The sequence below is a fragment of the Aureimonas sp. AU40 genome (genome assembly GCF_001463785.1).
Taxonomy (GTDB): domain Bacteria; phylum Pseudomonadota; class Alphaproteobacteria; order Rhizobiales; family Rhizobiaceae; genus Aureimonas.
The window spans coordinates 43,059-67,896 of sequence record NZ_BBWL01000029.1 but is presented as its reverse complement, the minus strand read 5'-3'; the positions used below and the strand labels follow the sequence as shown (position 1 = coordinate 67,896).

The 24,838-nt window shown below is 61.1% G+C and carries 34 protein-coding genes; 18 read left to right on the top strand and 16 right to left on the bottom strand.

Annotated elements, in window-relative coordinates; translation table 11 throughout:
- Positions 1-31: 31 nt before the first annotated feature.
- From AUL32_RS09435 to AUL32_RS09410, 6 genes are all read right to left on the bottom strand, one after another.
- Complete coding sequence (locus tag AUL32_RS09435) at positions 32-1,504, bottom strand: aspartate aminotransferase family protein (protein ID WP_062114114.1); 1,473 nt, start codon at positions 1,502-1,504, stop codon at positions 32-34.
- A 13-nt stretch (positions 1,505-1,517) separates the two neighbouring features.
- Complete coding sequence (locus tag AUL32_RS09430) at positions 1,518-2,531, bottom strand: NAD-dependent epimerase/dehydratase family protein (protein ID WP_062114112.1); 1,014 nt, start codon at positions 2,529-2,531, stop codon at positions 1,518-1,520.
- A complete protein-coding gene (locus tag AUL32_RS09425) occupies positions 2,531-2,971 on the bottom strand; it encodes an EamA family transporter (RefSeq protein WP_061977853.1) in 441 nt (146 codons plus the stop codon). The genes AUL32_RS09430 and AUL32_RS09425 overlap by 1 nt, the downstream gene beginning before the upstream one ends.
- An 87-nt stretch (positions 2,972-3,058) precedes the next feature.
- Positions 3,059-4,414: an FAD-binding oxidoreductase gene (locus tag AUL32_RS09420; RefSeq protein WP_082659471.1), complete on the bottom strand. Its 1,356-nt coding sequence runs from the start codon at positions 4,412-4,414 to the stop codon at positions 3,059-3,061.
- Positions 4,407-5,849 (bottom strand): UbiA family prenyltransferase, encoded by a 1,443-nt coding sequence (locus AUL32_RS09415; protein ID WP_062114110.1) that lies wholly within the window; start codon positions 5,847-5,849, stop codon positions 4,407-4,409. Before AUL32_RS09415 ends, AUL32_RS09420 begins: the two co-directional genes overlap by 8 nt.
- Positions 5,850-6,025: 176 nt before the next feature.
- On the bottom strand, positions 6,026-6,328 hold the full coding sequence (locus tag AUL32_RS09410; RefSeq protein WP_061976587.1) for a YkgJ family cysteine cluster protein: 303 nt from the start codon (positions 6,326-6,328) through the stop codon (positions 6,026-6,028).
- 313 nt (positions 6,329-6,641) lie between these two features.
- Here AUL32_RS09410 and AUL32_RS09405 point away from each other — a divergent pair, with 313 nt between their 5' ends.
- A complete protein-coding gene (locus tag AUL32_RS09405; RefSeq protein ID WP_082659469.1) occupies positions 6,642-7,823 on the top strand; it encodes a site-specific integrase in 1,182 nt (393 codons plus the stop codon).
- Between the two features lie 6 nt (positions 7,824-7,829).
- On the opposite strand, the gene AUL32_RS09400 is transcribed toward AUL32_RS09405, so the two are convergent.
- Positions 7,830-8,162: a hypothetical protein gene (locus tag AUL32_RS09400; RefSeq protein WP_156421401.1), complete on the bottom strand. Its 333-nt coding sequence runs from the start codon at positions 8,160-8,162 to the stop codon at positions 7,830-7,832.
- Between the two features lie 157 nt (positions 8,163-8,319).
- Between AUL32_RS09400 and AUL32_RS09395 the strand changes: the two genes are divergently transcribed.
- Complete coding sequence (locus tag AUL32_RS09395; protein WP_062114104.1) at positions 8,320-8,541, top strand: helix-turn-helix domain-containing protein; 222 nt, start codon at positions 8,320-8,322, stop codon at positions 8,539-8,541.
- 66 nt (positions 8,542-8,607) lie between these two features.
- On the opposite strand, the gene AUL32_RS09390 is transcribed toward AUL32_RS09395, so the two are convergent.
- The 5 genes from AUL32_RS09390 to AUL32_RS25160 all read right to left on the bottom strand — a co-directional run bounded on the left by AUL32_RS09390 (position 8,608) and on the right by AUL32_RS25160 (position 10,881).
- Entirely contained in the window at positions 8,608-9,189 is a 582-nt protein-coding gene (locus tag AUL32_RS09390) for a hypothetical protein (protein ID WP_062114101.1), read from the bottom strand.
- Positions 9,186-9,503 (bottom strand): hypothetical protein, encoded by a 318-nt coding sequence (locus tag AUL32_RS09385; protein ID WP_062114099.1) that lies wholly within the window; start codon positions 9,501-9,503, stop codon positions 9,186-9,188. Before AUL32_RS09385 ends, AUL32_RS09390 begins: the two co-directional genes overlap by 4 nt.
- Positions 9,504-9,545: 42 nt before the next feature.
- Positions 9,546-10,169 (bottom strand): peptidoglycan-binding domain-containing protein, encoded by a 624-nt coding sequence (locus AUL32_RS24505; RefSeq protein WP_082659467.1) that lies wholly within the window; start codon positions 10,167-10,169, stop codon positions 9,546-9,548.
- Positions 10,093-10,545 (bottom strand): hypothetical protein, encoded by a 453-nt coding sequence (locus AUL32_RS09375; RefSeq protein WP_062114093.1) that lies wholly within the window; start codon positions 10,543-10,545, stop codon positions 10,093-10,095. The genes AUL32_RS24505 and AUL32_RS09375 overlap by 77 nt, the downstream gene beginning before the upstream one ends.
- A gap of 66 nt (positions 10,546-10,611) precedes the next feature.
- The gene (locus tag AUL32_RS25160; RefSeq protein WP_156421400.1) at positions 10,612-10,881 is read right to left on the bottom strand and encodes a hypothetical protein; all 270 of its coding nucleotides are present in this window, start codon (positions 10,879-10,881) and stop codon (positions 10,612-10,614) included.
- Between the two features lie 469 nt (positions 10,882-11,350).
- Here AUL32_RS25160 and AUL32_RS09370 point away from each other — a divergent pair, with 469 nt between their 5' ends.
- From AUL32_RS09370 to AUL32_RS25140, 14 genes are all read left to right on the top strand, one after another.
- Positions 11,351-11,578, top strand: a complete 228-nt coding sequence (locus AUL32_RS09370) for a DUF4160 domain-containing protein (RefSeq protein ID WP_062114090.1) — start codon at positions 11,351-11,353, stop codon at positions 11,576-11,578.
- The gene (locus tag AUL32_RS09365; protein ID WP_062114087.1) at positions 11,571-12,047 is read left to right on the top strand and encodes a transcriptional regulator; all 477 of its coding nucleotides are present in this window, start codon (positions 11,571-11,573) and stop codon (positions 12,045-12,047) included. Before AUL32_RS09370 ends, AUL32_RS09365 begins: the two co-directional genes overlap by 8 nt.
- A 1-nt stretch (position 12,048) precedes the next feature.
- A complete protein-coding gene (locus tag AUL32_RS09360) occupies positions 12,049-12,912 on the top strand; it encodes a hypothetical protein (RefSeq protein ID WP_062114084.1) in 864 nt (287 codons plus the stop codon).
- Positions 12,913-12,983: 71 nt separating this feature from the next.
- On the top strand, positions 12,984-13,394 hold the full coding sequence (locus AUL32_RS09355) for a hypothetical protein (protein WP_156421399.1): 411 nt from the start codon (positions 12,984-12,986) through the stop codon (positions 13,392-13,394).
- Between the two features lie 57 nt (positions 13,395-13,451).
- Positions 13,452-13,874, top strand: a complete 423-nt coding sequence (locus AUL32_RS09350) for a hypothetical protein (protein ID WP_062114078.1) — start codon at positions 13,452-13,454, stop codon at positions 13,872-13,874.
- Positions 13,874-14,074 (top strand): hypothetical protein, encoded by a 201-nt coding sequence (locus AUL32_RS09345; protein WP_062114075.1) that lies wholly within the window; start codon positions 13,874-13,876, stop codon positions 14,072-14,074. Before AUL32_RS09350 ends, AUL32_RS09345 begins: the two co-directional genes overlap by 1 nt.
- Before the next feature lie 11 nt (positions 14,075-14,085).
- A complete protein-coding gene (locus AUL32_RS09340; RefSeq protein WP_062114071.1) occupies positions 14,086-14,289 on the top strand; it encodes a hypothetical protein in 204 nt (67 codons plus the stop codon).
- Positions 14,286-14,558, top strand: coding sequence for a hypothetical protein (locus AUL32_RS25155; protein ID WP_156421398.1), 273 nt, complete (start codon positions 14,286-14,288; stop codon positions 14,556-14,558). The genes AUL32_RS09340 and AUL32_RS25155 overlap by 4 nt, the downstream gene beginning before the upstream one ends.
- A gap of 17 nt (positions 14,559-14,575) precedes the next feature.
- A complete protein-coding gene (locus AUL32_RS09335) occupies positions 14,576-14,980 on the top strand; it encodes a deoxycytidylate deaminase (protein ID WP_062114069.1) in 405 nt (134 codons plus the stop codon).
- A gap of 48 nt (positions 14,981-15,028) precedes the next feature.
- Positions 15,029-15,178 (top strand): hypothetical protein, encoded by a 150-nt coding sequence (locus AUL32_RS25150; protein ID WP_156421397.1) that lies wholly within the window; start codon positions 15,029-15,031, stop codon positions 15,176-15,178.
- Positions 15,179-15,186: 8 nt separating this feature from the next.
- Positions 15,187-16,578 carry a dATP/dGTP pyrophosphohydrolase domain-containing protein gene (locus AUL32_RS25960; protein WP_244497767.1) on the top strand — a complete coding sequence of 464 codons (1,392 nt, stop codon included), beginning with the start codon at positions 15,187-15,189 and terminating at the stop codon, positions 16,576-16,578.
- Positions 16,575-17,231: a helix-turn-helix domain-containing protein gene (locus AUL32_RS09325; RefSeq protein WP_082659461.1), complete on the top strand. Its 657-nt coding sequence runs from the start codon at positions 16,575-16,577 to the stop codon at positions 17,229-17,231. The genes AUL32_RS25960 and AUL32_RS09325 overlap by 4 nt, the downstream gene beginning before the upstream one ends.
- Positions 17,232-17,300: 69 nt before the next feature.
- Positions 17,301-17,933, top strand: coding sequence for a hypothetical protein (locus tag AUL32_RS25145; RefSeq protein ID WP_156421396.1), 633 nt, complete (start codon positions 17,301-17,303; stop codon positions 17,931-17,933).
- A 79-nt stretch (positions 17,934-18,012) separates the two neighbouring features.
- Entirely contained in the window at positions 18,013-19,272 is a 1,260-nt protein-coding gene (locus AUL32_RS25140; RefSeq protein WP_156421395.1) for a PIN-like domain-containing protein, read from the top strand.
- Positions 19,273-19,360: 88 nt separating this feature from the next.
- On the opposite strand, the gene AUL32_RS09320 is transcribed toward AUL32_RS25140, so the two are convergent.
- Together AUL32_RS09320 and AUL32_RS25135 are read right to left on the bottom strand one after the other, a co-directional pair.
- Positions 19,361-22,324 (bottom strand): Ig domain-containing protein, encoded by a 2,964-nt coding sequence (locus tag AUL32_RS09320; RefSeq protein WP_082659459.1) that lies wholly within the window; start codon positions 22,322-22,324, stop codon positions 19,361-19,363.
- A complete protein-coding gene (locus AUL32_RS25135; RefSeq protein ID WP_156421394.1) occupies positions 22,324-22,575 on the bottom strand; it encodes a hypothetical protein in 252 nt (83 codons plus the stop codon). Before AUL32_RS25135 ends, AUL32_RS09320 begins: the two co-directional genes overlap by 1 nt.
- 248 nt (positions 22,576-22,823) lie before the next feature.
- On the opposite strand from AUL32_RS25135, the gene AUL32_RS25130 reads away from it, so the two are divergent.
- Together AUL32_RS25130 and AUL32_RS25125 are read left to right on the top strand one after the other, a co-directional pair.
- The gene (locus tag AUL32_RS25130; RefSeq protein ID WP_156421393.1) at positions 22,824-23,777 is read left to right on the top strand and encodes a hypothetical protein; all 954 of its coding nucleotides are present in this window, start codon (positions 22,824-22,826) and stop codon (positions 23,775-23,777) included.
- Positions 23,778-23,786: 9 nt separating this feature from the next.
- Positions 23,787-24,134, top strand: a complete 348-nt coding sequence (locus AUL32_RS25125) for a hypothetical protein (RefSeq protein ID WP_156421392.1) — start codon at positions 23,787-23,789, stop codon at positions 24,132-24,134.
- A 66-nt stretch (positions 24,135-24,200) separates the two neighbouring features.
- Here the strand turns inward: AUL32_RS25125 and AUL32_RS09315 are convergent, their stop codons facing one another.
- Positions 24,201-24,479, bottom strand: a complete 279-nt coding sequence (locus AUL32_RS09315; protein WP_062114060.1) for a hypothetical protein — start codon at positions 24,477-24,479, stop codon at positions 24,201-24,203.
- Positions 24,480-24,607: 128 nt separating this feature from the next.
- A complete protein-coding gene (locus AUL32_RS25120; RefSeq protein ID WP_156421391.1) occupies positions 24,608-24,784 on the bottom strand; it encodes a hypothetical protein in 177 nt (58 codons plus the stop codon).
- Between the last annotated feature and the right edge of the window lie 54 nt (positions 24,785-24,838).

The window sequence follows — 24,838 nt, the reverse complement described above, 5'->3', positions numbered from 1 at the left end:
TTTTTGCTTGAGCTGGATAGCGGAGCTTCGCTCAGCCGATCTGCGTCTTCACGAAATCCTTGACGATCGAGACGATGCCCCGGCCGAGAAGCGCGTCGAGCGCGTCGCAGAACTGGTCGACATGCTCCGGGCCGCAGATCAGCGGCGGCTCCAAGCGGATGACGTTGCGATTGTACTCGGTGAAGGCCACGAGACAGTCGTAGTCCTTGAGCAGGAGCGCGCCGACGAAGCCCGACAGCGAGCCCTTCAGCTTCTCGTCGAGCAGCGCCACCATCGGCCGAAGCGCGAAGGGCAGCGTCTGCGAGAAGTCGTGGAACTCCAGGCCCACCATCAGGCCGCGCCCGCGCACATCCTTGACGATGCTGGGATATTTCGCGTGGATCGCGGTCAGGCGATCCTTCAGATAGGTGCCGACGGCCGCCGCGTTGCCGATCAGATCCTCGTCGTAGAGCGTGTTCAGCGCTTCGATCGAGGTGGCGCAGCCCTCGCCGATGCCGCCGAACGTGGCGTGGGCGTGGATCATCGCCGTCTTCGGCGTGCCATAGGCCTTCATATAGACGTCGCGGCGCGCGACCATCGCGGCCATGGCCGCCTTGCCGCCGCCGAAGCTCTTGGCGAGCGCCGTCACGTCCGGGATCACGCCGTGATGCTCGAAGGCGTAGAAGCGCCCGGTGCGGCCGTAACCACACTGGACCTCGTCCGCCACCCAGATCACCCGGTGCTGGTCGCAGAGCGCGCGAACGCCCTGCCAATATTCGGTCGGCGCCTCGATGATGCCGCCACCGCCCTGCACGGTTTCCAAGACCACGACCCCGACATCGGGATCTGAGCGCACCACGGCCGTCAGCGCCTTCAGGTCGCCGAAGGGCACGCGATAGGTGTTCTCCAGCAGCTTGAAGTCGCCGCGATAGAGCGACGAGTCGGTCAGCGACAGGACGCCCTTGGTCTTCCCGTGGAAGGAGTTCTCGGCATAGACGATCTTGCAGTTGGTGCGGCCCGAGGCGCGCTCGGCGACCTTGATCGCCGCTTCCATGGCCTCGGAACCGGACGAGCCGAGAAACACCATGTCGAGCTCGCCCGGGCTGCAGGCGGCGACATTCTTGGCCAGCGCCGCCGCATATTGCGACAGGAAGGCGATGGCGATCTCGTGCCGCTTCTCGTCCTGAAACTGCTTGCGCGCGGCGAGGATGCGGGGGTGGTTGTGGCCGAAGGCCAGCGAGCCGAAGCCGCCGAAGAAGTCGAGAATCTTCCGGCCGTTCTGATCGAAATAATACATGCCCTCGGCGCGCTCGACCTTCACCTTGTGAAAGCCGAGCAGCTTCATGAAATGAAACTGGCCAGGGTTGATATGCTCCTTGAACAGGTCCGCCATGGTGGCGAGATCCATCGCCTTGGCCTGTTCGAGGGAGAGCATGGCGGGCTTGGGCGGCCCGCGCCGGGGCGCCGGGGCGGGCGCGTCAGTGGCGTCGAGACGCGGAGCGGTGGTCATCGGGCGATCAAGCATCGAAGCTCAGTCCTCACTCGGCCGGATGGGGATAGGCGGAGCCGGGAGCCGAGTGCCCCACCTTCTTCGCGCGGTATTCGCTATAGGCGGCGATCAGCATGTCCTCGTCGCGGTACTGCGGCACCCAGCCGAGATCGCGCCTGCCCTTGGACACGTCGAGAACGCATTCCTCGTCGGCGATCAGGTACTGCTCTGGGTCCATCAGCGGCTTGTTCAGCCAGTCGAGGAAATCGAGCGTGCGCTTCACCGCGAAGCCCGGCGTCGGCACGAGGATCGACTTCGATCCGGCATGGCGCACGAGGTCACCAAGAAGCTTCCTGACGGGCGGAGGGTTCAGCGAGCCGAGATTGTAGGCCTCGTTCGGCACGCCCGCCTTCCAGGCCAGGCGCGCGGCCTCGGCGCAGTCGAACACCGAGATGAACTGATAGGGGTTGCGCCCCGAGCCGATCATCGGCACCGGCAGGTTCGCGTCGATCAGCTTGAACAGCTTTTCCAGAATGCCGAGGCGGCCCGGCCCGATGATGAGGCGTGGGCGAAACAGCGAGATGCGCATGCCGCGCTTGCGCCAGTCGGCGGCCAGATGCTCGGTGTCGAGCTTGGACTGGCCGTACTCGCCGAGCGGGGCCACCGGATGGTCCTCGGTCATGGGCGTGACGACCGTATGGCCGTAGATCATGTCCGTGGTGAAGTGGACGAGCTTGTCGGCGCCGGCCCGGTCCATCGCCTCCATGATGTGCTTCGTGCCGTCGTAATTGACGGGATAGAAGAAGTCGTGCCGCTTGGCCCGCACCTGGATCGGCGACAGCATCTTGGCCGACAGGTTGTAGACCATGTCATCCGGCGCGATCGGCGCGGCCATCACGGCTTCGCGGTCGGTCACGTCGAGCGTGAGGTGGCGCACGCTGGCGTAATGCGGCAGGTCGCTCTTGGCAATGTCGAGGACGACGACCTCGGCGCCCTCCTCGGAGAGCTTCTGCGCGAGGTGACGGCCGACGAACCCGTCGCCGCCGAAGATCACATGTTTCATCACCGGTTTCCTTCGATCGAATGGGTCTGGGCTTGCGCGGTCTGGGGCGCCTCGTCCGCCACGGTCTGGCTGCCGCCCCGGGCGATGAAGACCGTGCCGAGGCAGATCAGCGCGATGCCGCCGATGCGCGCGGGCGTCAGCGCTTCGCCGAACAGCGTCCAGGCGGCGAAGGCCACCACGACATAGGCCAGCGACAGGAAGGGATAGGCGTAGGACAGCTCCACCTTGGACAGGACGAAGAGGTGCGAGGCCATCGAGATCACGAAGGTCAGCAGTCCCAGGAACACGAAGGGGCTGAAGACGATCTGCAGGATCTTCAAAAGCGGATTGACGCCCGCGAAGGACAGCGGACCCAGTTGCATCATCCCGTGCTTCAGGAGGATCTGCGCCGCCGCGTTGGTGAACACGGTGAACAGGATGAAGGGAATGTAACGGCTCATGCGCGCGCCCTTTCGTTCGAGCGCCCGAACCATGGCGCCGGGGGAACTGTTCGGGAGTTAAGACGGGAATGGTTTTCGCTCACAACCTCAACAAACACTTTCTGACGCTGGGGTAGCGGCGTCGAGGGAGGGGAGAGGCAGGCGAAGCGCCGTGCGGCGCCAGAAGTCCGACAGAAGCGCGGGATCGCGCAGAGCCTCCAGTTCGCGCCAGCGCGGAAAGGACGCGGCGAAGGTCGCAGGCGGCATGCGCGCGTCCTTGTAAGGGTTCACCCGCCCGCCGGCTGCCACGACGATCGCATCGAGCCTATCCAGAAGCCGTTCGGTCCGGGGACCGAGATGGGGGAAGTCGAGCGTCAGCGTGTAGCCCTCCGTGGGAAAGCTCAGGAGACCGGGGCTTTGGAGAGCGCCGAAGCGCTTCAGCACGGTGAGGAACGACCCCTGCCCCGCTTCCAGAGCCGTTTCCATCAGGGCGCGCACGGTCTCGGCCGCATGGCGCGTGGGAACGAGGCTCTGGTGCTGGTGCAGACCGCGCGGCCCGTAAAGTCGGTTCCAGCCGCCGATCCGGTCCAGCGGGTAGAAGAAGCCGTCGAAGGGCACGGTGCGCCGGCTCGTTCCGGGGCGGGCTTTGCGGAAATACAACTCGTTGAAGGCGCGAAGGCCCAGGCCCCGCAGTGGGCTGACCGGCGGCGTCCAGGGCACGGTGGCGAGCGGAGGCCGGGCGCGGCCCGTGCGGTCTCCCTCCGCCGCATGGTCGCCGCAGATGAGATGCCCGCGCCCGAAGGAGGTGCCGCGCGCCAGGGAGTCGATCCAGGCGACGGCGTATTCGTGGCGCTCGTCCGCCGCCTCGGCCTGCTCGAAATAGTCCGACAGGCGGTTGAAACGCTGCGTCGTCTCGACGATCGAGGCGGAGCCGACGCGCATCAGGCGCAGGCGCAGGCGCGTGACGAAGCCGGTGAGGCCCATGCCGCCGATCGTGGCGCGGAAGAGATCGGCATTCTCACTCACTGAACAATGCAGCGTGCCGCGATCCGAACGCTCGAGCTCGAAGCTCTCGACCCAGCGCCCGAACGTGCCCCTTCGATGGTGGTTCTTGCCATGGATGTCGTTGGCGAGCGCGCCGCCCAGCGTGACGAATTGCGTGCCGGGCGTGACCGGCAGGAACCAGCCTTGCGGCACGACCCGCTCCGTCACCTCGCGCAGCAGAACGCCGGCATCGGCATCGAGCAGCCCGGTCTCGGTGTCGAACCCATGAATGCGCGCGCTCTGCGCGGGCGTCAGAAGCCAGCCGGAGTCGTTGAGGCAGCTGTCGCCATAGGAGCGGCCGTTGCCGTGCGGCAGCATCGTTTCGCCGGCCCCCGCCAGCTTGCCGCCGAAGGGCCGTCGCCTGCGCCCGCCCGGCGGCGGCGCGATCGTCCTGCCCCAGTTGTCGCCGGGGTCACGCATAGGCGGCGGCCAGGAAGAGCAACGCGCCGAGGCCGACCATGATCTGCGAGCGCCAATCGCGCAGGATGAAGACCACGGGATCGTCATGCATCTCGTTGCGCTTGGCGAGAACCCAGATGCGCACGATGATGTAGAGAACCAGCGGGCAGAGCGGCCAGATCAGATAGGGATGGGCCTGAAGCTGCCGGATTTCGGCGCTGTCGATGTAAAGGGCCAAAACCAGCACCGAGGCGAAGCCCGAGGCCATGCCGGCCTGCGCCAGCGTGTCGAGATCGGCGGGAACATAGCCTCGGCCCGTGGTGCGGCGCGAGGCGCCCTCACCGAACTCGGCCAGCTCGACATAGCGCTTCACCAGCGCCAGCGAGAAGAAGAAGAACAGCGAGAAGGCCAGGAGCCAGAAGGACCCCACCGTATCGGCCGAAGCGGCGCCCGCCAGGATGCGCAGCGTGTAGAGCCCCGCCAGCGTCAGCACGTCGATCAGGAGCATGCGTTTGAGCGCGAAGGAATAGGCGGTGGTCAGCACGAGATAGATGCCGAGAACGGCGGTGAACTCGATCGGCAAAAGCAGACTGAGGCCGAAAGCGGCCACGAACAGCCCGACGCCCGCCGCCACGCCGATCGGTATGGGCACCTGCCCGCTGGCGAAGGGCCGTCGGCGCTTGGTTCCATGGCGACGGTCCGCCGCGAGATCCAGAAGATCGTTGAAGATATAGACCGAGGACGCGGCCATGGAGAAGCAGACGAAGGCCAGCATTCCCGCCAGCACCATCGGCACGTCGACATATTCGTGGTTCAGGACGATGGGCACGAAGAGAAGAAGGTTCTTCATCCACTGGTGCGGACGCATCGCCTTGAGAAGGGCGCGGGGCAGGTTCCCCTCACCCTGGATCAGCCGGCTGGCGCGCGCGCTTTCCCGGTGCCAGCGCGCGGCCGCCCGGTCCGGCTGGACCACGGTCACGCCCTCGGCGGCGTCGAACAGGCAGAGATCGTCGCGCGAATTGCCGATATAGTCGAAGGGGGCGCCGGCGCGCTCGGCCGCGATGCGGTCGAGCTTGCGCTCGGCGGAGAGATTCTCGTCCCGGTTGCTGGCGATCACCCGATCGAACAAGCCGAGATGGTCGGCCACGCCCTGCGCCAGCCGCTCGTTGGCGGCCGTGGCGAGAACGATGGTGCGCCCGGTCTCGCGCTCGGCGCGCAGGGTTTCGACCACCTCCTCGCGATAGGGCCAGGTCGCGGGATCGACCTCGATCCCGGCTGCAAGTTCATGCTTGAGAACGGACTTGCCGGCCAGCAGCCAGCCGAACAGGCGCCAGGCCTGCAAGGGATTCTGGCGGGCGAACAGAAACAGGCTTTCCCAGAGCAGGTCGCTGCGAATGAGCGTGCCGTCCAGATCGACATAGAGAGGCCGATCGGTTCTTGCCTGGAGCGTATCCATCTGCGGCCGTCGTCGCTTGGTGAAATCGGACCCTATCGTTCCACCCTGGCGGGTTTCGTTCGCGTAAATCCGCCCCCCACGATTCGGTGAACTGAGAACACCGTGAAGAAGCGCTTAAGAAAGCTGTCGCATTCCGTTCGATCGCCGCTCCCCGCCTCCGCTTGCGAAAGCCCGGGTCAGTGGGCCAGCCCGTGGGCAGCGCGCGCCATCAGGCATTCCTCGTCGCCCGGCTGGCAGGTGCGGCAGACATGGGGGCGCAGCGGATAGATACCGCATCCCGTCCGCTGGCCGACGATCCCCGTCAGCGCCATGCAGCGCTCGCCCTCGCAGCGCATGCCGGACAGGTCGGCCGACACAAGTTCGGCGGGAATGCGATCGAGCTCCTCGTCGGTCTCGGTGGAGAAGCGCGGCCATTCCGAGGAATAAGAGCAGCAGGCGCCGCAGCTTTGGCAATCGAAGGAAGATGCGTCCGCCGCCATAGTCTCAACCTTTCGAACGCGCTCATCCCGCACACAAGCAAACCGGAGAGCTAAACAAGGGCGCGGGACCCCGGAGGGGACGTCTTGACTTCATCGGAAGGAGGAATGGTGGGTGATGTAGGGATCGAACCTACGACCCGCTGATTAAGAGTTAGGTTGCCGTTTGCAAATCGCAATATCAGGGCGTATCGCGGAATATCAATTTCCACAGCTTCTAGCCCTTTGAGCGATTGCAAAATATCAACGCGTATCGCCTTATATCATCCGTTGTCATTCAGCCGCTACCAGCGTGCTACCAGACAGAGGACCGACTATGGCGCAGCAAGCTGGCGCGAAGCCGCCGACCAAAGGGGCACCAGGCACCTCTTGGAACGACCCGAAGACGCCAGGACTCCGGCTGCGCTTCCTCGAAACCAAAGCCGTCTGGTATCTCTATTTCCGAACTAAGGCGGGACGGCAGCGGAACATGAAGCTGGCGGACGAAAGCGTCCTCACGCTGACCGCTGCCCGCGATCGAGCCCGCGCCTTATTGGAGGCGGTCGCCCGAGGCGAAGACCCGGCGCAGGACATGGCTGACCTCGCGACCCGCGCCACCCTGCAAGACCTGCGCAACCGCCATATCGAGGAGCACGCAGGGCTCAAGAACAAGGCGAAATGGAAGAAGGACCAAGAGGCGCTTTGGGACAAGCATGTCCTCCCCTTCCTAAAGCCGGCCCTTGCGGTCGAGGACGTGACCGAGAACCAGATTGGCCAGCTGCATCACAAGATGCGCCGCACGCCGTTTCAGGCGAACCGCTGCATGGCGATGCTGCACAAGGCGTTCAACCTGGCGGAAAAGTGGGGCATGCGACCGCGCGGAACGAACCCCGTTACGGTCGAGCGCTACCCCGAGAAGAAGCGGAAGCGGAAACCTCACGCCGAGGAGGCCATTCGCCTTCTCAGTGCCCTCGACGGCATGCGGGCGACTGATCCTCACTTCGTGGGCTTGGTCGAACTGCTATGCCTGACAGGAGCCCGCCTCGACGAGGTGAAGTCGGCACGGTGGGATTGGGTGAAGCCGGACGGATTGCATCTGCCAGACTCGAAGACCGGCGAGAAGGTCATTGCCCTGTCGTCCCATGCCCGCGATGTGCTGGCCGCCATCCCGAAGAAAGAGAACAACCCTTACATCATCTGCGGCCGACGCCACGGGCGCCCGCTTGTGAACGTCTCGAAGCCGTGGGCGAGGCTCATGAAGGCCGCTAGCATCGAAGAGAACTTGCGTCGGCACGACCTGCGGCGATTCTTCGCCAGTGCGGGGCTGTCGAGCGGTTTGGGGCTGAGCCAGGTTGGAGACCTTCTCGGGCACATGGAGCCGGCGACGACCAAGCGCTACGCCTTCCTCCTCACTGACGCGGCCCAAGAGCTTGCAGAGCAAGCGTCGCAAGGGGTCCGCAATATCATGACGGGAGGCGGTAAGGTGACCCACCTACGCGTGGCAGGGGCAGGCAGTTGACGGGACTCAGTTCCCGTCGACGCCTTCGATGATGACGTAGAAGCAATCCGGGTTGCCCTTCGGCCGAACGCATGCGGCGCCCGAGAACATCGCGACATCGTCCAGAAAGACGGTCTGCCCCTTGTCGAAAGTCGTGCATTCCCCAGTCACCACCCTGGGCGTGAGGAAGGCAATGAACGCGTCTTTGTCCCCTTGACGCATGAGTCGGTAGACCTTGGACATGTCGTCCTTGTCCTTGCAGCCGATGACGTCATCCTTGATCGTGGCGGCGCCTGCGGGTGCTGCCAGTGCGAGTGTCGCCAGGGTGGCGAGTAGAAGTCGATGCATGATCTCTCTCAACGTGAGCCCGATTTCAGGTACAGTCTCACGTTGTGCCGGTCAGAGCCATGGGGAATAGGTATCGCCTATGCGCTTTGCACATATAGGTGGATGCATCGCGCGTCATGGTTGACCGCCCCCTAACCCCTTTCATACTGGATGAAAACAGGGGCCAGCCATGTCGGAAGCGCGACGCGAACTCACCATGCTCATGGAGGAAACGAAGACGACGCAACGTCGTTTGGCCGACCTCTTGGGCGTGTCCTATACCACCGTCAATCGTTGGTTTTGCGTCGCCACTCGGAGCGATGCCCTCGACCCGCCCTTCTACGCCGTCAACTTCATGCGGGCTTACATCCAACTCAACCCGCGTGCCCGCGACGGCTTGCCGGTCGGATAAGAAAAGGGCGGCAGGGTAGACGCGGCATCGCCTCCCCCACCGCCCGGCCGCCGCGAACGGCGGACTCTATTCCATCAGCGCCGTCCTTCGAGCCCGGCAGTGAGCGCGGACGGGAACTGGCTTGGAGCCGCCGCAGGTCGGCGCCGATTGCGGCGCCAGATAGGATAGCCCGCCGGCTGTCGGCGTTCCGGGGATGATTTCGAAATCCCGCTCCTGAACCTGACGCGAGAGAGGATTGATGAAGCGCTGCCACGGATTGCATTCATAGAGAAGCGTCGCGCGGTAGCGGGCCGGGCCAGGGGCCGCCGCCAAGGGAATGGGGACCGTGATGGTGAACTCGTCGGGGCCTTGGTGGATGTAACGCGTATCGCTCTCCACCGTGTAAATCTGCCCCTTCTGGTCGACGACGAAACGATGTCCCGTAAGCTGGCAGGAACGCGCCCAGGTGACGCGGTAGCGGATGGAAAAGTCCTCGCCCTGCCGCACCACAGGGGTCGAGATTTCCGCCTCGCTTTCTACGACCGGCTTGGTGTCGAACCACGCCCAATAGATCGAGATGCCGAAGACAGGGGCGATGAGCAGGTAGCCGAACCAGTCGAGAAAATGCCTGGGCTTGAAGAACGACAGGAGGCGAGTCGTCTTGCTCATGGCTTTGCTCCGAAGTGCGCGATGGCTGCGGCGATGACGCCGATGGCTGCGATGGCTGCGGAAACCTTGATGATGAAGTCGCGGACCATGCCGATGGTCTCAAAGACCCGAAGAGCGACCATCAGCTTTTTCCCGTTGCGAATCAGGTCGCGGAATGAGTCGATCGCTTCGTCCTCGCCCAGGATTTTCGCCGCGTCGTTGAGCGCCTGCTTTTGATCCGGGTCCAGCTTCGACCAGAGATAGAAGAAGTGGACGTCCTCTTCCTTCATCGTGATCGTCCGCGTGGCCGGCGCGCGGGGTTCATCGTCGATCATGTTTTCCCCGCGCTATTCCCGGCAGTGCTGCGACCCGCTCGCTTAGGAGTTGGCGGGCGCCTTGTAGGCTGAATACGCGGCCCAGGCGCCGGCCATGAGGACCGTGACGACGAGCGTTCCAGCGAGGATCACGGCGGGCTCGAATACCCATGCCGGAAACCATCCAGTCCGCTCGGCGATAAGTGCGATGGCGCCAGGGATCGAAGCGCCTTTCGCGGCACCCTTGGCGGCACCCACAGCCTTGCTGACGCTCGCGAGGACGGCAGGAAGGTCCGCCTTGACGGCAACCGTGGTGAGCGCCGGGCCGCCGTTGTGGCCAATGGCGGCGATGGGCGCCGGGGCATCGACCGGCTCGTCCCGATCCGAGAGAGCGCGCAGCGTGCGCGGGCCGGCGAAGCCGTCGTCCTTGAGGCCCACCGAGCGCTGGAACTCCATGACCGCCGCCTCCGTACCCGGCCCGAAGATGCCGTCCGGCACGCCGTCGCCGTAGAAGCCAGCGGACTTGAGGTCGCGTTGCAGCTGCTCGACCGCCTCGCCCTTCGGCGAACCGGGCGGGCTGAGTTGGAATGCGGCAATTCCGTTCGGCGTGTTACGCCGCCTTGATCGCAGCGAGAATGTCGGCCTTCGACTTCGAAGGATCGATGGTGATGCCCCTGGCCTTGGCATAGTCGACCAGTTCGGCCTTGGTCATCTCGTCGAGGTCGGGCTCGGGCGAAGCGTCGGAAAGATCATTGTCGCCGGCCTCGCCAGCGTCAGCCGAGTCGCCCTCGGCGGCGAAGCGGACTTCGGCGTCGGACTGACCTTCGGTCTCGCCGTGGATTTCGGCCGTGGCGGTCGCGGTGATGGGATTGACGCCAGACAGGCCGACGATGCCAGCACCACCCGAGGAAGCGAGCGGACGATCGCCGAAAGCGCCTGCCCGTTCGAGCCGGCCGTAGACGACTTCGGAAGTGCCTTCGGGAACGGCACCTTTCGCGAACTGCTTGGCAGCGCCACTGTCGTCGGCGACGGTCACGGGGCGCTGAATTTCACGTTCGGACATGGATGCCTCGGGGCAAGCGTTGACACGTTTGCGCCAACATATGCCCGAAGTTTGCAAATCGTCAAGCTACTCGACGCGCCAGATGCGATAGCCGTTGACCGGCTTGCCCTCGTCGTCGGTCTCGCTACGGGCTTCGTAGGTGAACTTGCGATCAAGCTTTGCCCCATGTTGCAGGCACCCGGCAGCTGCCGTGTTGCGGTTCCGAACGAAGAAGCTTTCGCCCACTTCGAGAGAGGACCAAGGCAGATTGGGCGAGCGACGCTTGCGCTCTCCGATAGGTGCAGGGATGTCGTTTCGTATTTTAACCATTTGCGCATTCCAAATTGCGTCTAGCAATTAAAACTGGCCTTCCATGGCTGGAATGTCAACATACACCTTGTGGCGCAAGGGTTTGCGGCTTCGCCGCGAGGGCCGCATACACGCTCCTAGAACTTTCATAGCCCTAACCCACTGTTTTTATTATATTCTATTTTTCTAACAAGAATAGATAGATAGATAGAGGCTTATAATGCGCGCTTGTCTGCGCATGCTGGCATGGGCGCGCATGCATGCATGTTAAGCTATCTACTTTTCGGAGCCCAAACCGCTAGAATTCTAGAACACAATGGAAACAGGGGGTTGGATGTATGAAAACCTGTATGGAACCCTGTATGCGGGCCATATGTATGCGAATTCGAGCCCGATCCGCGTGCCGCTGCATCACGCGCGGGCGGAATGGCCGTTTGCAAAACGTCAAAATCTGGTAGTGCGCATATTGCACTAGTGCGCTCAATGCACTATCTTGTTGGTATCGAAAGGGACACCGATGCCAACCATCACCACCATCGGCAACATCAAAATCGTGGTCTTCGCGGACGATCATAACCCGCCGCACTTCCACATTCTGACGCCAAACGGGAATGCACTGGTCTCCATCGCCACCCTTTCCGTCATTCGCGGTAGCATCGACCGCAAAGACCTCCGCGCCGCGCTCGATTGGGCCGGTTCGAACCAAGCCCTTCTTCAAGCTGCATGGGAGCATTACAATGGCTGAGGACCGCATCACGGTGGGGCGCCCCATCCCCAGCATTATCCAAGCGTCTTTTCCGGTCGACCATCCCTATGGCGACCGCGTCGTCTTCATCATGTGGGACCGCGATGGCAAGATCGAGAGCGAGTGCATCGACCTGGCGCCGGCCATCTGGAACCACCGTCACTTTCTGCCACTCCGAAAGGATGACACGCTCTTCTGTCAGGGCTTAGTTGCCCATTACGGTGGCGCGCTCGCCTGGCCCGGTGACATCGAGCTTTCGGCCGAATGGATTGATCGCCTCCCGCGCACGATCATGGACAACGCGGAATTTCGCGCGGCCATGGACAAGTTGGGCATGACACTCGACGGCATGGCCGAGACGTTGGGAATCGGCCGGCGCACCATCGCGCATCTCCGCAAGGACATGCCCATTCCCCATGCTGTCGCGCTTGCGACCCGCTTTCTTGTCCAGAACGCAGAGCAAGCCTGACATGCTGACCGCCGCCATCATGGAAAGCCTGACCTTCTCGGCCTCGTTCGGGGAGGTCGACCTTGAGCCGACGTTCTCGCCGATGCTGGCTCGGCCGGTTTCGATGGATGCGGTGAGCTTTCCGGTCCTCGCCTCGCCCAAGCTCGACGGCATCCGCTGCGTGATCCGTGAGGGCCGTGCGCAGACCCGCGAGAACAACGACATTCCGAACGCCTTCATTCGGGCTGCGCTGGTCGGTCTACCTGACGGGCTCGATGGTGAGATCATCACCTACACAGCCGGCCAAGCGGACTGCCTTGAGGACATCCAGTCCAAGGTTTCGAGCGAGGACGGCCAGCCCGAATTCGTGTTCCATGTGTTCGATGACTTCGCCGAGCCGAGCACGCGCGCAGACGAGCGGCATGCGGGAATCGCCAAGCGGGTCGCTGGCCGTTCATGCGTCGCGGTGGTGCCATCGGCCCTGGTGGAAGACCTCGCAACTCTCGAAGCGTTCGAGGCAAAGAGCGTGGATCAAGACGGCTTCGAAGGCATCATGATCCGTAAGCCGGACGGCGCCTACAAGTTCGGCCGCTCGACCGTCCGCCAAGGGCTCCTGCTCAAGGTGAAGCGGTTTCAGGACGACGAGGCGGAAATCGTCGCGGTCGTGCAGGAGAACGACGCCGCGCGCGTCGGCGCCTTCATCGTCGTGTGGAAGGGCGTCCGGTTCAAGCTCGCGGCCGGCGGCTCCCTCGACAGTCGCGCTCGCGCCTGGAAGAACCGCGCTTCGCTGCCTGGCCAGCGGGTGACGTTCCGCTATCGCGGCCTCACGACCAATGGCACCCCTCGCAACGCTTCGTTCGTCTGCATCCGGTCGGACCTTTTTTGATCCGCGCATAGTTTGCATATTGCAAACGTGGTTTGCGTGGCGCATAGTTTCGCCATTCGCGGCTTGAACGGGTGAGCTTCAATGTTCTGCCGCGTCTGCAACGATTGCAAAACGTCAACAGGATTGATCCCATGAGTTTCCGAAGCATGATGATGGCCGCTCTCGGCGCCGGCATGTCGAAGGTCGAAGCCTTCCGGCATATTCCGGCCTACCTGCGCGGGTTCGGCCCCAAGTCGCTCCGCGTCCGCGACCGCAGCAAGTATCGGCTCCCGCATTCCAGCAAGCGCGAGGCCGCGCGGCACGCTCGCCGCCAGGATCTCGAAATTCATCGTCACGGCGCTCCGCTCGCGCGGGCATTCGTTCCCGCTCCGGCCGGCCCTGGCATGACGCCGCGCGTGACCCGGCAGCAGCGTCGCCGAGCGTGGCTCCTGCGCCGCAAGGCAATGGGATACCCGCGAAATCGGCCTCTCTCGCTTGCCTGACGGTTGACCGGCCGGCGCTTCCGGCGCCGTCCCATCAACCGCCAGAGGAGGCAGAATATGGCAGACCAGCAAACGAACCCGCTCGATCTCAAGTGGAAGTGGTGGCATGGCGACCGCTCCAACGAGGAAGCGAGCGCTATAGGACCGTATTCAACCCGCGAGAGCGCCATAGCGAACGCAAAGGGGTACGGGCATCAAAAGCCCTACGTCTTCGAAGCGACGACGACGCTTATCCTCTCGGATTTCATCGACGCCGAAACCCTTCTGAACGACATTGAAGAGAGACGGCTGAATGACGGCGAACTTGCAGAGGATGACGATGGCCCTTGGTTTGAGGCCACGAAGGAACAGGCTGAGGACTTGAAGAAGCGCCTCAAGGCGGCGGCCGACGAATGGCAACTCGCCCACGACCTGCATTTCAGAGGCTACACTTTCATCGACTACCGGAATGAATCCGATGTCCCGGCGGACGACGCCTAATGCGGACGCTCCTCCGCATCCCTGCCACCCGCTGGACCCGCGCCATCACGATCGGCGCCCGCCGGCATGACCGAGATGGCCGGTTCAACCCGAACGCCACGGTCATCATCGGCGACCTCGGGCTCATCGCGGCCATCTCGTTCATCTTCACCCGCCACCCGCTCGACGGTGCGCGCTTCCACTTCAACCGCTTCGACTAAGGACGCTGCACATGGCGATCAAACGCGACCGCATCATTGACGTTTTGCAAATGCGCCGCCGGGCTCTTGAGGCTTCGGCAATTGCCATGTGCGCCGCCTTCTTCATCATCTGCGCCGGGGCGGGTCTCGACCGTTCCCGGCACGCGGACCTCGCCGACCAGGAGAAGAATGCCGGCGGCTTCTACCGCTCGGCGCATTTGGAGGCGGGGCGTTGATCGAGTCGGAGCGGCACGTCCGCAAATATCTCCGCTGGATCGCGGACAATCACATCGTCGAAGCCGGTTGGCGCCGCGACGGACGGCCTGCCTTTGGTCATCCCGAAGACTGGAACCAGCATCGCCTTGCCAGTCGCGATAGCTCAATCACCGTGCCTGCTGACGTTCACAGCGCAGCAATGCAGTTCGTCGCTGTAGGCCCGTTGGATGGCAGCATGTTCGTCCTCAATACTGCCGGCGAGGCATTTTTAAGGGGAGCCGAGACATGATCACACCCGCCCACCTCATGGGCTTCGCCGACCACGCCGCCAAGGCGTCGAAGGATCAAACTAAGGTGGGCGCGGTCCTCGTTCGCGACCGGCGCGTCCTTCTCACCGCATTCAACGGGCCGCCGGCTGGCGTGCGCGACCTGCCCGAGCGGTTCGAGCGCCCGATCAAGTATCTTTTCGCCTCCCATGCCGAGGCCAACCTTATTGCCTTCGCTGCCCGGTCGGGGATCACGACCGAGGGCGCCGAGGTCTACACGACCCATTTCCCCTGCGCGTCCTGCGCCCGGTCTCTCATTCAAGCCGGGATCAAAAACGTCACGTTCGGCGCGGGGGCGTTCATGGCGCTCGACGCCGAGCGGCCGAGCGTCCTGGCCATGTTCGACGAGGCCGGGGTTCACGTTTTCGCCCTTGATGAACCCTAGCGCGCGACTTTAGCGTTTGCAAAATACAAACCCTGCGAGGTGAAGCATATGGCTTTTGACATTCACTCCCCGAGCGTGCGGGTCACGCGCCGCGAGATTTTCGCCCATCCCGCGTTCTCGGCCGTTGTCGTCGCCGCAGCCGGCTTTCTGGTCGCCTTCGCGGTCGTCGTCTGGAAGCTCGTCGAGGTGTTCGCATGAGCGCTCCCTTGGAACGCGGCACGCCCGTCGCGATCGAGCACGACGGATTCCGCGGTGTCGTGATCGGCCACTATGAACGCCTCGACGGCAAGCGCGGCGTCGTCCTTCAACAGGATGGAACGAAGGTCGTTCACGTCTACGGCGAGAAGTGGGTGCGGCCGGCGGACGACCTCGAGTCCTGCCTCGCCTGCAACGAGCCGATGAAGGCCGGCGACAAATACCTATGGGACGTGAGCGGCGACCCCATCCATGCCGGCTGCGCCGGGCCGGAGCGCGAATCCTATACGAAGGGCGACGGCGAGCCGCTTGGGCCGGATGATCCCATTCCGACGCCGTTGACGTGGCAGGATGCCCCCAACCCCTCACCGGCCGCAAAGAGCGGGGAGGCCCGAGCCGGCATCTACACCGCCAGCAAGACCAAACACGCACCCGTTTGGCAGGACTATCGGGCACGCGGCTGGCCGATCAATTCCACATGGATTGACGAGGCCGGCCCCGGCGAAAGCGCTGACCTGTCGGACCTTTGGGACCGCTGCATTCGTGAGGCGTCCACCGCCTCTGTGCTCGTCGTCTATCGCGAGGCAGATGACGTTCTCAAGGGAGGTTGGGCCGAGGTCGGCGCGGCCTTAGCCTGTGGCGTGCCCATCTATGCGGTGGGTATCGAGGGCTTCACGATCGCCAAGGATCGGCGCATCGAGCACTTCGAGACGCTGGATGATGCCATGGATGCAGCGGCGCGTCTCGCGGCCTTCTCTGCTCGCTTCCAGGCGGTCTGCGACACGCCGGAATACCGCGCACTTGAGGCGATGTGTTCACCCGCCCTCGCCACCCCTTCACCCCAGCCGGCAGATGCCTTGCGGGAGGCGCTGGAAACCTACTATGCCCGGCAGATCGAATGGTCTCGGGCGACGTTCGGCCCCGCCCTGCGCACGGGTGGCGTCATCGATCATATCCGCAAGGAACTGCGCGAGATTGAGGCGCAGCCTCACGACCTGTCCGAATGGGTGGACGTTATCATTCTGGCGATGGACGGCTACTGGCGCCATGGCGGCACGGCGGAAAGCCTCATGCCCTCGCTGCTCGCCAAGCAAGCCAAGAACATGGCCCGCAATTGGCCCGACTGGCGCACCATGAGCGAAGATAGCGCAATCGAGCATGATCGATCGGGCGAGCCCGCCGCCCTCACCGAGCCAGCCCCGGCCGGGGAGGCAGTGGAGCCGGAAGGCGCCGAGCGTCGAACTATGGAATTCCTTGTTGCCCGCTTTGGTGGCCATGGAGTGACGATCGTTCGAGATGGAGAGCGGTTGATCGGTTACAGCCTCGGTCGGCGCGGAACCATTGCCATGCGCGACCTTCTTGCCGCCGTCCCCTTCGCTTCTAAGGAGTATGGCGCCGAATGAGCGCCATTCTCTCCCCCCCTCCCGTCGCCAAGCGACCCGCAATGCGCGACATCGCGCGCATCGTCGGCAACCGGCTCGAAGTCTCGATGGCCGAGATGAGGGGCGCCAGCCGCGCCCGTCGCATCACCCTGGCCCGCCAGATTGGGCAGTATCTCTGCCGCTCCCTGACCGAACAGTCCTTACCGCAAATAGGCATGATCTTCGGCGACCGGGATCATACGACGGTACTGCACGGTGTGCGCTCGGTCGAGGCGCGCATTCTTGTCGATCCGGTGTTCGGCGAGTTGGTCGATTCCATCCGCCAGGCCATCCTTGCGACGGTCGAGGATGGCGACACACCACCATTCGACAGGGCCAAGGCGCTCGCCCAGCGCATTGCCGACGAGGGCGTCGCGAACGCCTCCTATTCGGACATGTTGAACCTGGCGTCCATGTTCCTCAAGCACGCCGCGCCGGAGCCGTCCGACGCCCCGAAAGCGGTCGAGGTCGTCCCCGTGGCGCCGCCGGCCCCCCCGAGTCCAGTTCTCGATCTGGTTCGGCCCGTCATCGCCGCGCATGAGCGCTTGCAGTCCGACCTCTATACGAGCGCAGAAGCTGCCGCGCGAGACAACGTCATCTCGGCTGTCGGCCGTCTCGCGAAGGCGCTGCCGTAAGCGAAGGAATCACCTTGGGGTTGAAAGGTTACCTTGCTAGGTTGGGACCAATCTGGCGAGGGGACAATCGTGGGAGCTGACTTCTGGACGATTTTGGGAGCGGTCGGGTCAGCAGTCGGAGGATTCGCGACCATCGCAGCAGCCGGTCTTGCCGGGCGTATTGCCTGGCTGACTGCGTATGGTGCCAGACCTTGGATAAGCGCTTTTATGTTCGGACGAGAGGCGTTGAACCCAGAAAAAACGATCAATGCACAAACGCTCGGCTTGACCATCACCAATAGACAAAAAGTGCCCGTCCGGATTTATCGAATAGACGTCTGCGTTCCCGGCGAAGTTTTCACAGGCGAAATTAGAGACCCTAAGCTCCGTTTGAATGGCGAAAATTTCGGATCATTCTTAGTGATAGCCAGCCAAGCCAAAGGCGATGTCATGCAGCTTCGGATCAAGCAAGAAATAGCGCCCGGACTTTCATACGGCTTTGAATTTCACGCACTGGTCGAGGGTCGAGGCGCGGGCGTCGGAAGCGCTCGCTACATGGCGTTCATGCAAAGAGACGAGCCACATGTCGCGTCATTTTGGATAGAGCGTGTTTTCGATTTCAAAGGTCTCGACAACGGATTTCGCCGAAAGCCGCCAAGGTCGCTGCGCTGGACCATCGCCAAAATGCGCGATTGGCTGTCGCATTCCCATCGCTGGAAATGAAAATCATGACGACGTAGCTCAGCAACAATCATTCGCACCCGAACGGTTTTTTCCAATTCAAAACGTCAGAAGCCTGAACATGCGATCTCAGTTCCACAGTCGATTCCCCCTCAGCGAAGCTCAAATCAACGATATGTGGGCCAATGCGCTGATCGTGCTGGATACAAACGTACTTGGCAGAATGTATCGATATAAAGCGAAATCAGCTGATGAATTTTTAGGTTTATTAGAGAATATCATAGATAGAGTTTGGATACCGTATCAAGTTGCTTGGGAATACATGAACGTAAAAGATACGAAGATAGAAGAAAACAATAAACTTTACGAAAAGATTGTTGTAAACATGCGCAAAAACCTTACTGAGGCCGAGCGCGAGGTTAACAGCATCCGCGATATTGGAATTCACCCGCACATTGACATTGAGTCTCAAATATCTGCGGTTATTTCCTCTGCATCTACGGCGTTAAGAGCAGTCGAAGAGAATTACAACGCGGCTTCTACCAAGGATTATTTCATAAGCATACATGAACGCATTGGAAACATCTTTGAAGGGCGGACTGGCGCAGCACCATCTACCGAACAGCTTCAAATTTGGATCAGTAACGGAAATGCTAGATTCGACGGCAATATTCCGCCAGGTTTAAGAGATGTTGAAACCAAACGCAAGAAAGGTCGGCCGGAGAGAGAGGTATTTGGCGACTATCTCATTTGGGAAGAAATACTGTTAAAATCCGAAGCAGATTTTCGGGATGTCATATTTGTAACCGAGGATGCGAAAGACGACTGGTGGCTTAAAGAGGGTGGAGAAACAGTTGGTCCTTTACCTCTCTTACGTGAGGAAATGATGAACCGAACTCAACGGAACGTACATTTCTACCGAGCAAGTCGATTCCTTAAGCTGGCGAAAGAAAAATTTGCCGCAACTGTTTCTGAGGATACAATTGCCGATATCGCACGTGACTACGCTAGGGATGAGCAGCAGGTGCATTTGTCTTTTTTCGAAGAAGCAGAAAAATTGTTGCGTCGACACGGCGCAACCGTGCCGACCCTAAATTACCTAGGGAAAACTGTTTTTTACTTTACTTTGAGATCAAAACTTCAAGAGGTGTATGACTCAAAGATTAAACAACGAGATGAGCTTATTGAATTTATGCGGAATAATAGTCGTGCCATCGAGCAATTCGCTCATGAGTTTGAAGAACCCCTGCCGCACGGTATGAATCATGACCAAGGTCATCTTGATATAATACAAGCTGGAGCAAACGCACAGGAAGCAATAAACTTTCTAACTCATGATATTGAAGAGATTTCGAGACTTGCGTCTCGGCCATTTTTCTAAAACGGCTGATCTTTATTTCAAACATGGCCTCGAAAAAGCAAAAGCCCGGCGATTGTCCGGGCTTTCGATTGCGTATGAATAGTTGGATTTAGCTTACTGCTCCGACCGCCTTCATCCAGTTATTCAGGGATGTGTAGAGGCAAGCGGCTTCCGCCGTCGTTAGGTCCTCTCCAGCGTGCGAAGCACCTACTCGGCCGTCAGCATAGACGTTATTGCCGCGCAGGATTTCGAGACCAGAGGGCATGGAAGTGGAAGCCGTAGGGTTAGTCGCGGCCGATGCGCCATCGGCATAGATATTACTCGCCGATGCGCCGCTTCGATTGACGATGCCATGACGGCTGGTTGCCGCAGGAAGCCCCGAGGCACTGAAACCACCGGTCGTCTGATTAATGCGCCCGCCGACGCTTGTTGCTCCGACGCTAATGTTCGAGCGATTGTTCGAAGCGCCAAGATCGATATTCCCGGCACTGAACTCAAGCATGTAGACGCCGATATGGGCGTTATTGGTCTGGTATCTCGCACCCGTTGCAGCGCTCGGGTTGAAATTCGAAGCGCCAAACTTCGTCGATCCGTCGCCCTTGTAGCCGCGATCTTTGAGGAACCCCGGATATGTGGCGGTGCTCGTCGAGGTGATCGTGTAGGCGGTGGAAACGAGATTTAGGCGGGCTGCCTCCTCTGAGTGCGCGCCATGGATATACAGGTAGTCGAGTTTCGGAAGGAGCGTGCTAACCTTTTTCAAATCGGTATAGAGCTTGTCATAGAGACCGCGCCGCTTGTCGCTTGGCGAGGCGGTAAGGCGCCCGACAAACCCGGCGGCCTCCGTGTTCGTGAAGGTGTAGGACGGCAAGAATGTCGCCACGATAGGACGGAGTCCGCCGACGTCGATTTCCTTCGCAAGGGGCGTGTTGAAGTGGGTTTCGTCGGCCGAATTGGTCGCGCGCACCACTGCACCAACGGGATGCGCGAGCGATGTGGCTTCACCGCCGAACGTGACGGTATAAGGTCCGGTGCCCGCAACGCTGATAACGCGGAAGGCGCCGGTTTTCGTACCAATAGGCTCGACATTCGTCGTGCCAGGCTCGATCACGAAGCACTCGTCGATATCCGGCTTCTGATCCATGACAAAAGTCGTGGTTCCGGCCGTGTGTGCGGTGGTCAGCGCGGCGGTGAAAGTGCGAAGCTTCCACTTGCTCGGCCCAGATGCGCTATCAGAACAGAACGTCGCAACATCCAAGAGGATGTCAGCACCATTCGCCTTGCCGATGCGAGCGCGGATCGCATCATTCACACGATCTTTAACGCCCCCAAGTTCGAAGCCAAGCCCGCCGACACCTGAGGTCGCGAAGGGGGTCTGATGCTCCAAGTCGGTAGCGCGCCAGTTGCTCAGGATATTGTCGCCGCTAGCGTTTTTCGTTCCAGATGAGATACGCGGCGGAATAGTGCCCTGAATAACGGCGGTGTGCCCATCGGCTTTTCGCTCGGCGTAGAAATCCGCAAAATCGGCCAAGATCGGGGCCTCGTCCCGCCCGCCGTTGACGTCGTTATTCCCCAAGCCGCAATAGGTGAAAGTGCAGAACTTCGAATAGGCGCGCGACATATAATGGTTGCTGGCCCAATGACCGATCTGACGGCCTCCGAGCGAATGGCTGAAATAGGGGATACCCTGCGCGAAGAGTGAGCGCTTCGCGTAGTTGCCGCCATCCCGGCCGTCGCCGCCGCCATCCGACAACCGATCAGTGATTGAATCGCCAGCAATGAAGCATGAAGGAGCCTGCGTCTTCCCATCGACCGGCAGGCCAACCACCATGACGAAGCTTGGCATGTAGAGAGAGGCGCCACCGCTCGGCTGACCGATGACGCCCTGCTGTTTTGCCAAGGTTTCAGGGTCCGTCGTCACCACTGCGGAGTCGTAAAGGAACGACTGGCCGATGGTCTGGCCCGGGCTATAGACCGTAGGCGAAAGGCCGTTGATCCTACCGACCGTCGTCACTTGGGGCTCGTCCGAGTCCTCGAATTCCTTTAGGCCGAACATAGCCGGAGTGATTTCGTCGATGAATTCGAGATCACGGGCGGCCGGTATTGTGAACGACTTTTGCCCTCCGTAGGTGCCCACGACAACAGGGATCGGCGCTCCGGGAATCTCCACCGCAACGGCCAGGATTTCGAGAGGGGGGCCGGATTGCTCTTCGCGGCTCGTGATAGTGTCTAGGCGCATGGTCGAATAGGCGATGCGTAGCGATTTTTGAGAACAACGACCCAGCTTAGCGGGCTTCTTCGTTATGAAGCGATCACGAGTACCCAGAGAGTTGGGACCGCCGTAGGTGTAGGAGGCGTTATTGACCTGTCCGGCCATGCTGCAAACGCGATAGCCGGCGGCCAAAACTGCCGGCCAGTTGCCTTTGACGATGCCGTTGACCTTGGCCGTGCTGACATTGCCACTGTTGGTCGCGTTGGGATGGGTTTCCGTGATCGTGATATCGATCACGTCAGCCGATCCGATCGTTCCGATCGACGATCGGCAGACATAGGCGTTCGTGCCGTCGTCGATTAGCCGAAGCTTGTTATCTGTCGACGTGAGCGCGAGCGTCGAACCAACGGTTCGGCGTGCTACGCGGAAAAGGCGACCGCCGTCCGTCTCGTCGGTATAGACGTTGAAGCTTCGATCAGATGCCGTTTGGAATAAGTTGTTGAGACTGACCGTTGGATCGGTCACAGAGATCGACAGGCCGGTAAGTGATGCCTGCCCACTCTCATCTCGTACCGTGATTCCGATATTGGTCGTCGTTCCCGCAGAAGTCGGTGTACCTGTAATGGCACCCGTAGCAGACGAGAACGATAGGCCGGCAGGCATGGAGCCCGTTAGAGTATAAGACTTAACGCCTGACCCACCCGAAACAACGGGAATGAAGTTGAATGCCTGGCCAAGCAGAGCCCCCGAAGGGATGCCGGAAATGACGAGTGCGGCGATGCCGGCAACAGTCGGCTGCGCCCCAACCGAGTTGAGACGCATTCTCGTCAGATTAAGACCCGAAAAACCCTGCCCGTTCTGCATCACGCGGCCGTCCAGGCAACCTTGTCGCCGGGCTCGACGAAGAAATGCTCCGTCGTGTTCGCCGGCAGGAAACGGCGCGGGTCGGCCGCAGCGTTCGGAGTGGCGCCGAACGCCACCCACGCGTCAACACCGCATCGGACGCTCGCGAGGGGCGTACCCTTGCCGATCGAGCGAGCCGGAGCCGTCACGGCCGAGGTGCCTGCCGCCGCAATAGTCTGCGATGCAGCCGTCGAGTTAACGAGGACCGGCATGCTTTCGCCGCCAGGCCCGGAGGCTCCGGCGTATCCGAAAGCGATATGAAGGCCAGAAAGCGCCATGGTGAACCCCGTGGTGGCAGCATTTGCGTCCAACTCTCATACAGGGGTCCCCTTCGCCTGCCATTGGCGTTTGTTTGGCTCACTTAAGCGCGGTCATCACCCAAAATGATCCTGGACCAGTCCTTGCGATATGTAGAATTTTCAATAGCAATAAGTGTTATGACGTAAATGGAGATGTCCGCATGGCCACCTACGAAAACATGAACGTCGGCATTGACAACATTCCACCAGAAATGAAGGCGGTTGTCCCTTATTCCGTGACGACCAGTGAGTTTGAAACCCGCCTACGCGAAGGTGGGACGATGGAACTGTCGGGAAGCGTCTGGAAGATCGGAGATGGCCCAGATTTCGAAGCAAATAGCGCCTCTTTCATCGCATTGGACACCCTCACGCTCACGAACTCACAGATAGTAACATATGGGAATACGCTAACAATATTTGTAAATCGCCTCGTGTGCAACAACTCGGAATTGATAAGCTTTCCGGACGACGTCGTAGAAGCTTGGAGAGGCGCAGATGGTAATTATACCGGAGCGCGCGGAATGCCTGGGAGTCCGGGGGATTCCGGCGGCGCTGTATCGATACATGTTCTCCAAGAAATCGAAGGTACCTTAAACGTAAACCTTCGAGGCCAAAATGGCGGGACAGGCGGAGACGGTCAGAAGGGCGATAAGGGCGCAACCGGACCACGTGGTCAAAATGCTGTATCGATCTGGACCGAATGTAAGAGATCAGGTCAGGACGGTGGAGTCGGCGCAGTAGGTTTGCCCGGCGGAAACGCGGGAGATGGCGGTTCAGGCGGCCAAGGCGGAGTTTTCTACCTGTTCCGGGTGAATGAAAAAATCAGCAGCGCTTCGTATTCATTCTCCGCAAGCGGTGGCCGAGGAGGTCGGCCAGGCCATCCGGGGATTGGAGGGGATGGCGGAGACGGAGGAGAAGGCGGTCACGGTGATGGTTGGTGCGGGGGCGGCAATCGTGGTTCACAAGGACCGCAAGGACCTACTGGCGCAGAGGGTAACCCTGGCGCGGACGCTGGTGACGGCACCGTCATAGCCAAGTCGATCCCGCTCGAAGTCTCCATCAGAATCGCAGCGTCGGGAGGCGTTCTCACACGCGAATCCGCAGATACGTTCTGAGGCTATGTGATGAGCGTGAACTCGGTGGTGGAATTCGAGAGCCTTCAAAGAAGCTCTGATGGAAATGTGATCGGGTCAGTCTTCCTCAAAATTTACGGAAAACTGGCGGGAATTGAGTTCGAGAAACGTCTTGAAGAAAGAACCTTTAGTTTTCCAAGCGGTGGAAGCCAAGAGGTTTACAAAACCAAGTTCACCTACCGGTCCTTGGAGTTCGAGGTTCACGCGCGTGTCCACGAAGAAAGCCAGGGCCAGTGCTGTGTCCAAGGTCATCTTCACATCAAGCCCATAGTTGGTGGAGGTGTCGGAGTAGAGCTAGCTCCGAACTGTCACCCTATTCCCGATATGGCAACTGGTTGACCCTCCATCCGCACCGCCACCACTAGCGCGAAAGACTGGCGTTCTGAGAGTATGAACTAATCGTCCTTAGTTCTCCTTCCAGACGGGCCGCCGGATAATGTCGACGCGGACAAGGCGCCTGACCCGGATCGTCATGCGCTCGGTCGCCGTGGGCTCGACGGCCTGCACTTCCGTCGCGTCGCGGTGAGAGCAATCCTCGCACATCAGGCGGCCGATGAGGCTGTCGACCTCGACATTGCCGAGGAGGATTTGCATGTCGCCAGGCTCGTAATAGCGGGTGCGCCGGCAGTAGTTGCAGCGGACTCGAACCAGCCGACGCAGGTCATGCACCTCGCTCAGTTTCAACCCGATTTCCCCACGACGCGGCATGGAACGGATAGAGAACGGATGATGCGGTTTGACAAGTCCTGATACGGAAAAGGCCCGCCGGGTCAGGGCGGGCCTTGTGGATAGTCGCGGCTCGATGCCGCCTGTCAGGCGGCCTGACAGGCGCCCGGCCGGACCTTGCGCACCTTCTCGGCCGAGTCCTTGGTCGTCAGGAAGAGGCCATCCTTGCCGGTGACTTCGGCAGTGATGGGGGTTGTGGAGCGGCCGGGCTTGAACGAGACTTTGTCGCCGATATTGAACGAGGGGGCGGGCGTCGAACTCATGATGTCCTGCGAGATTGGTTGCTCTGTATCAACATGCATGATGCATAGTTTGCG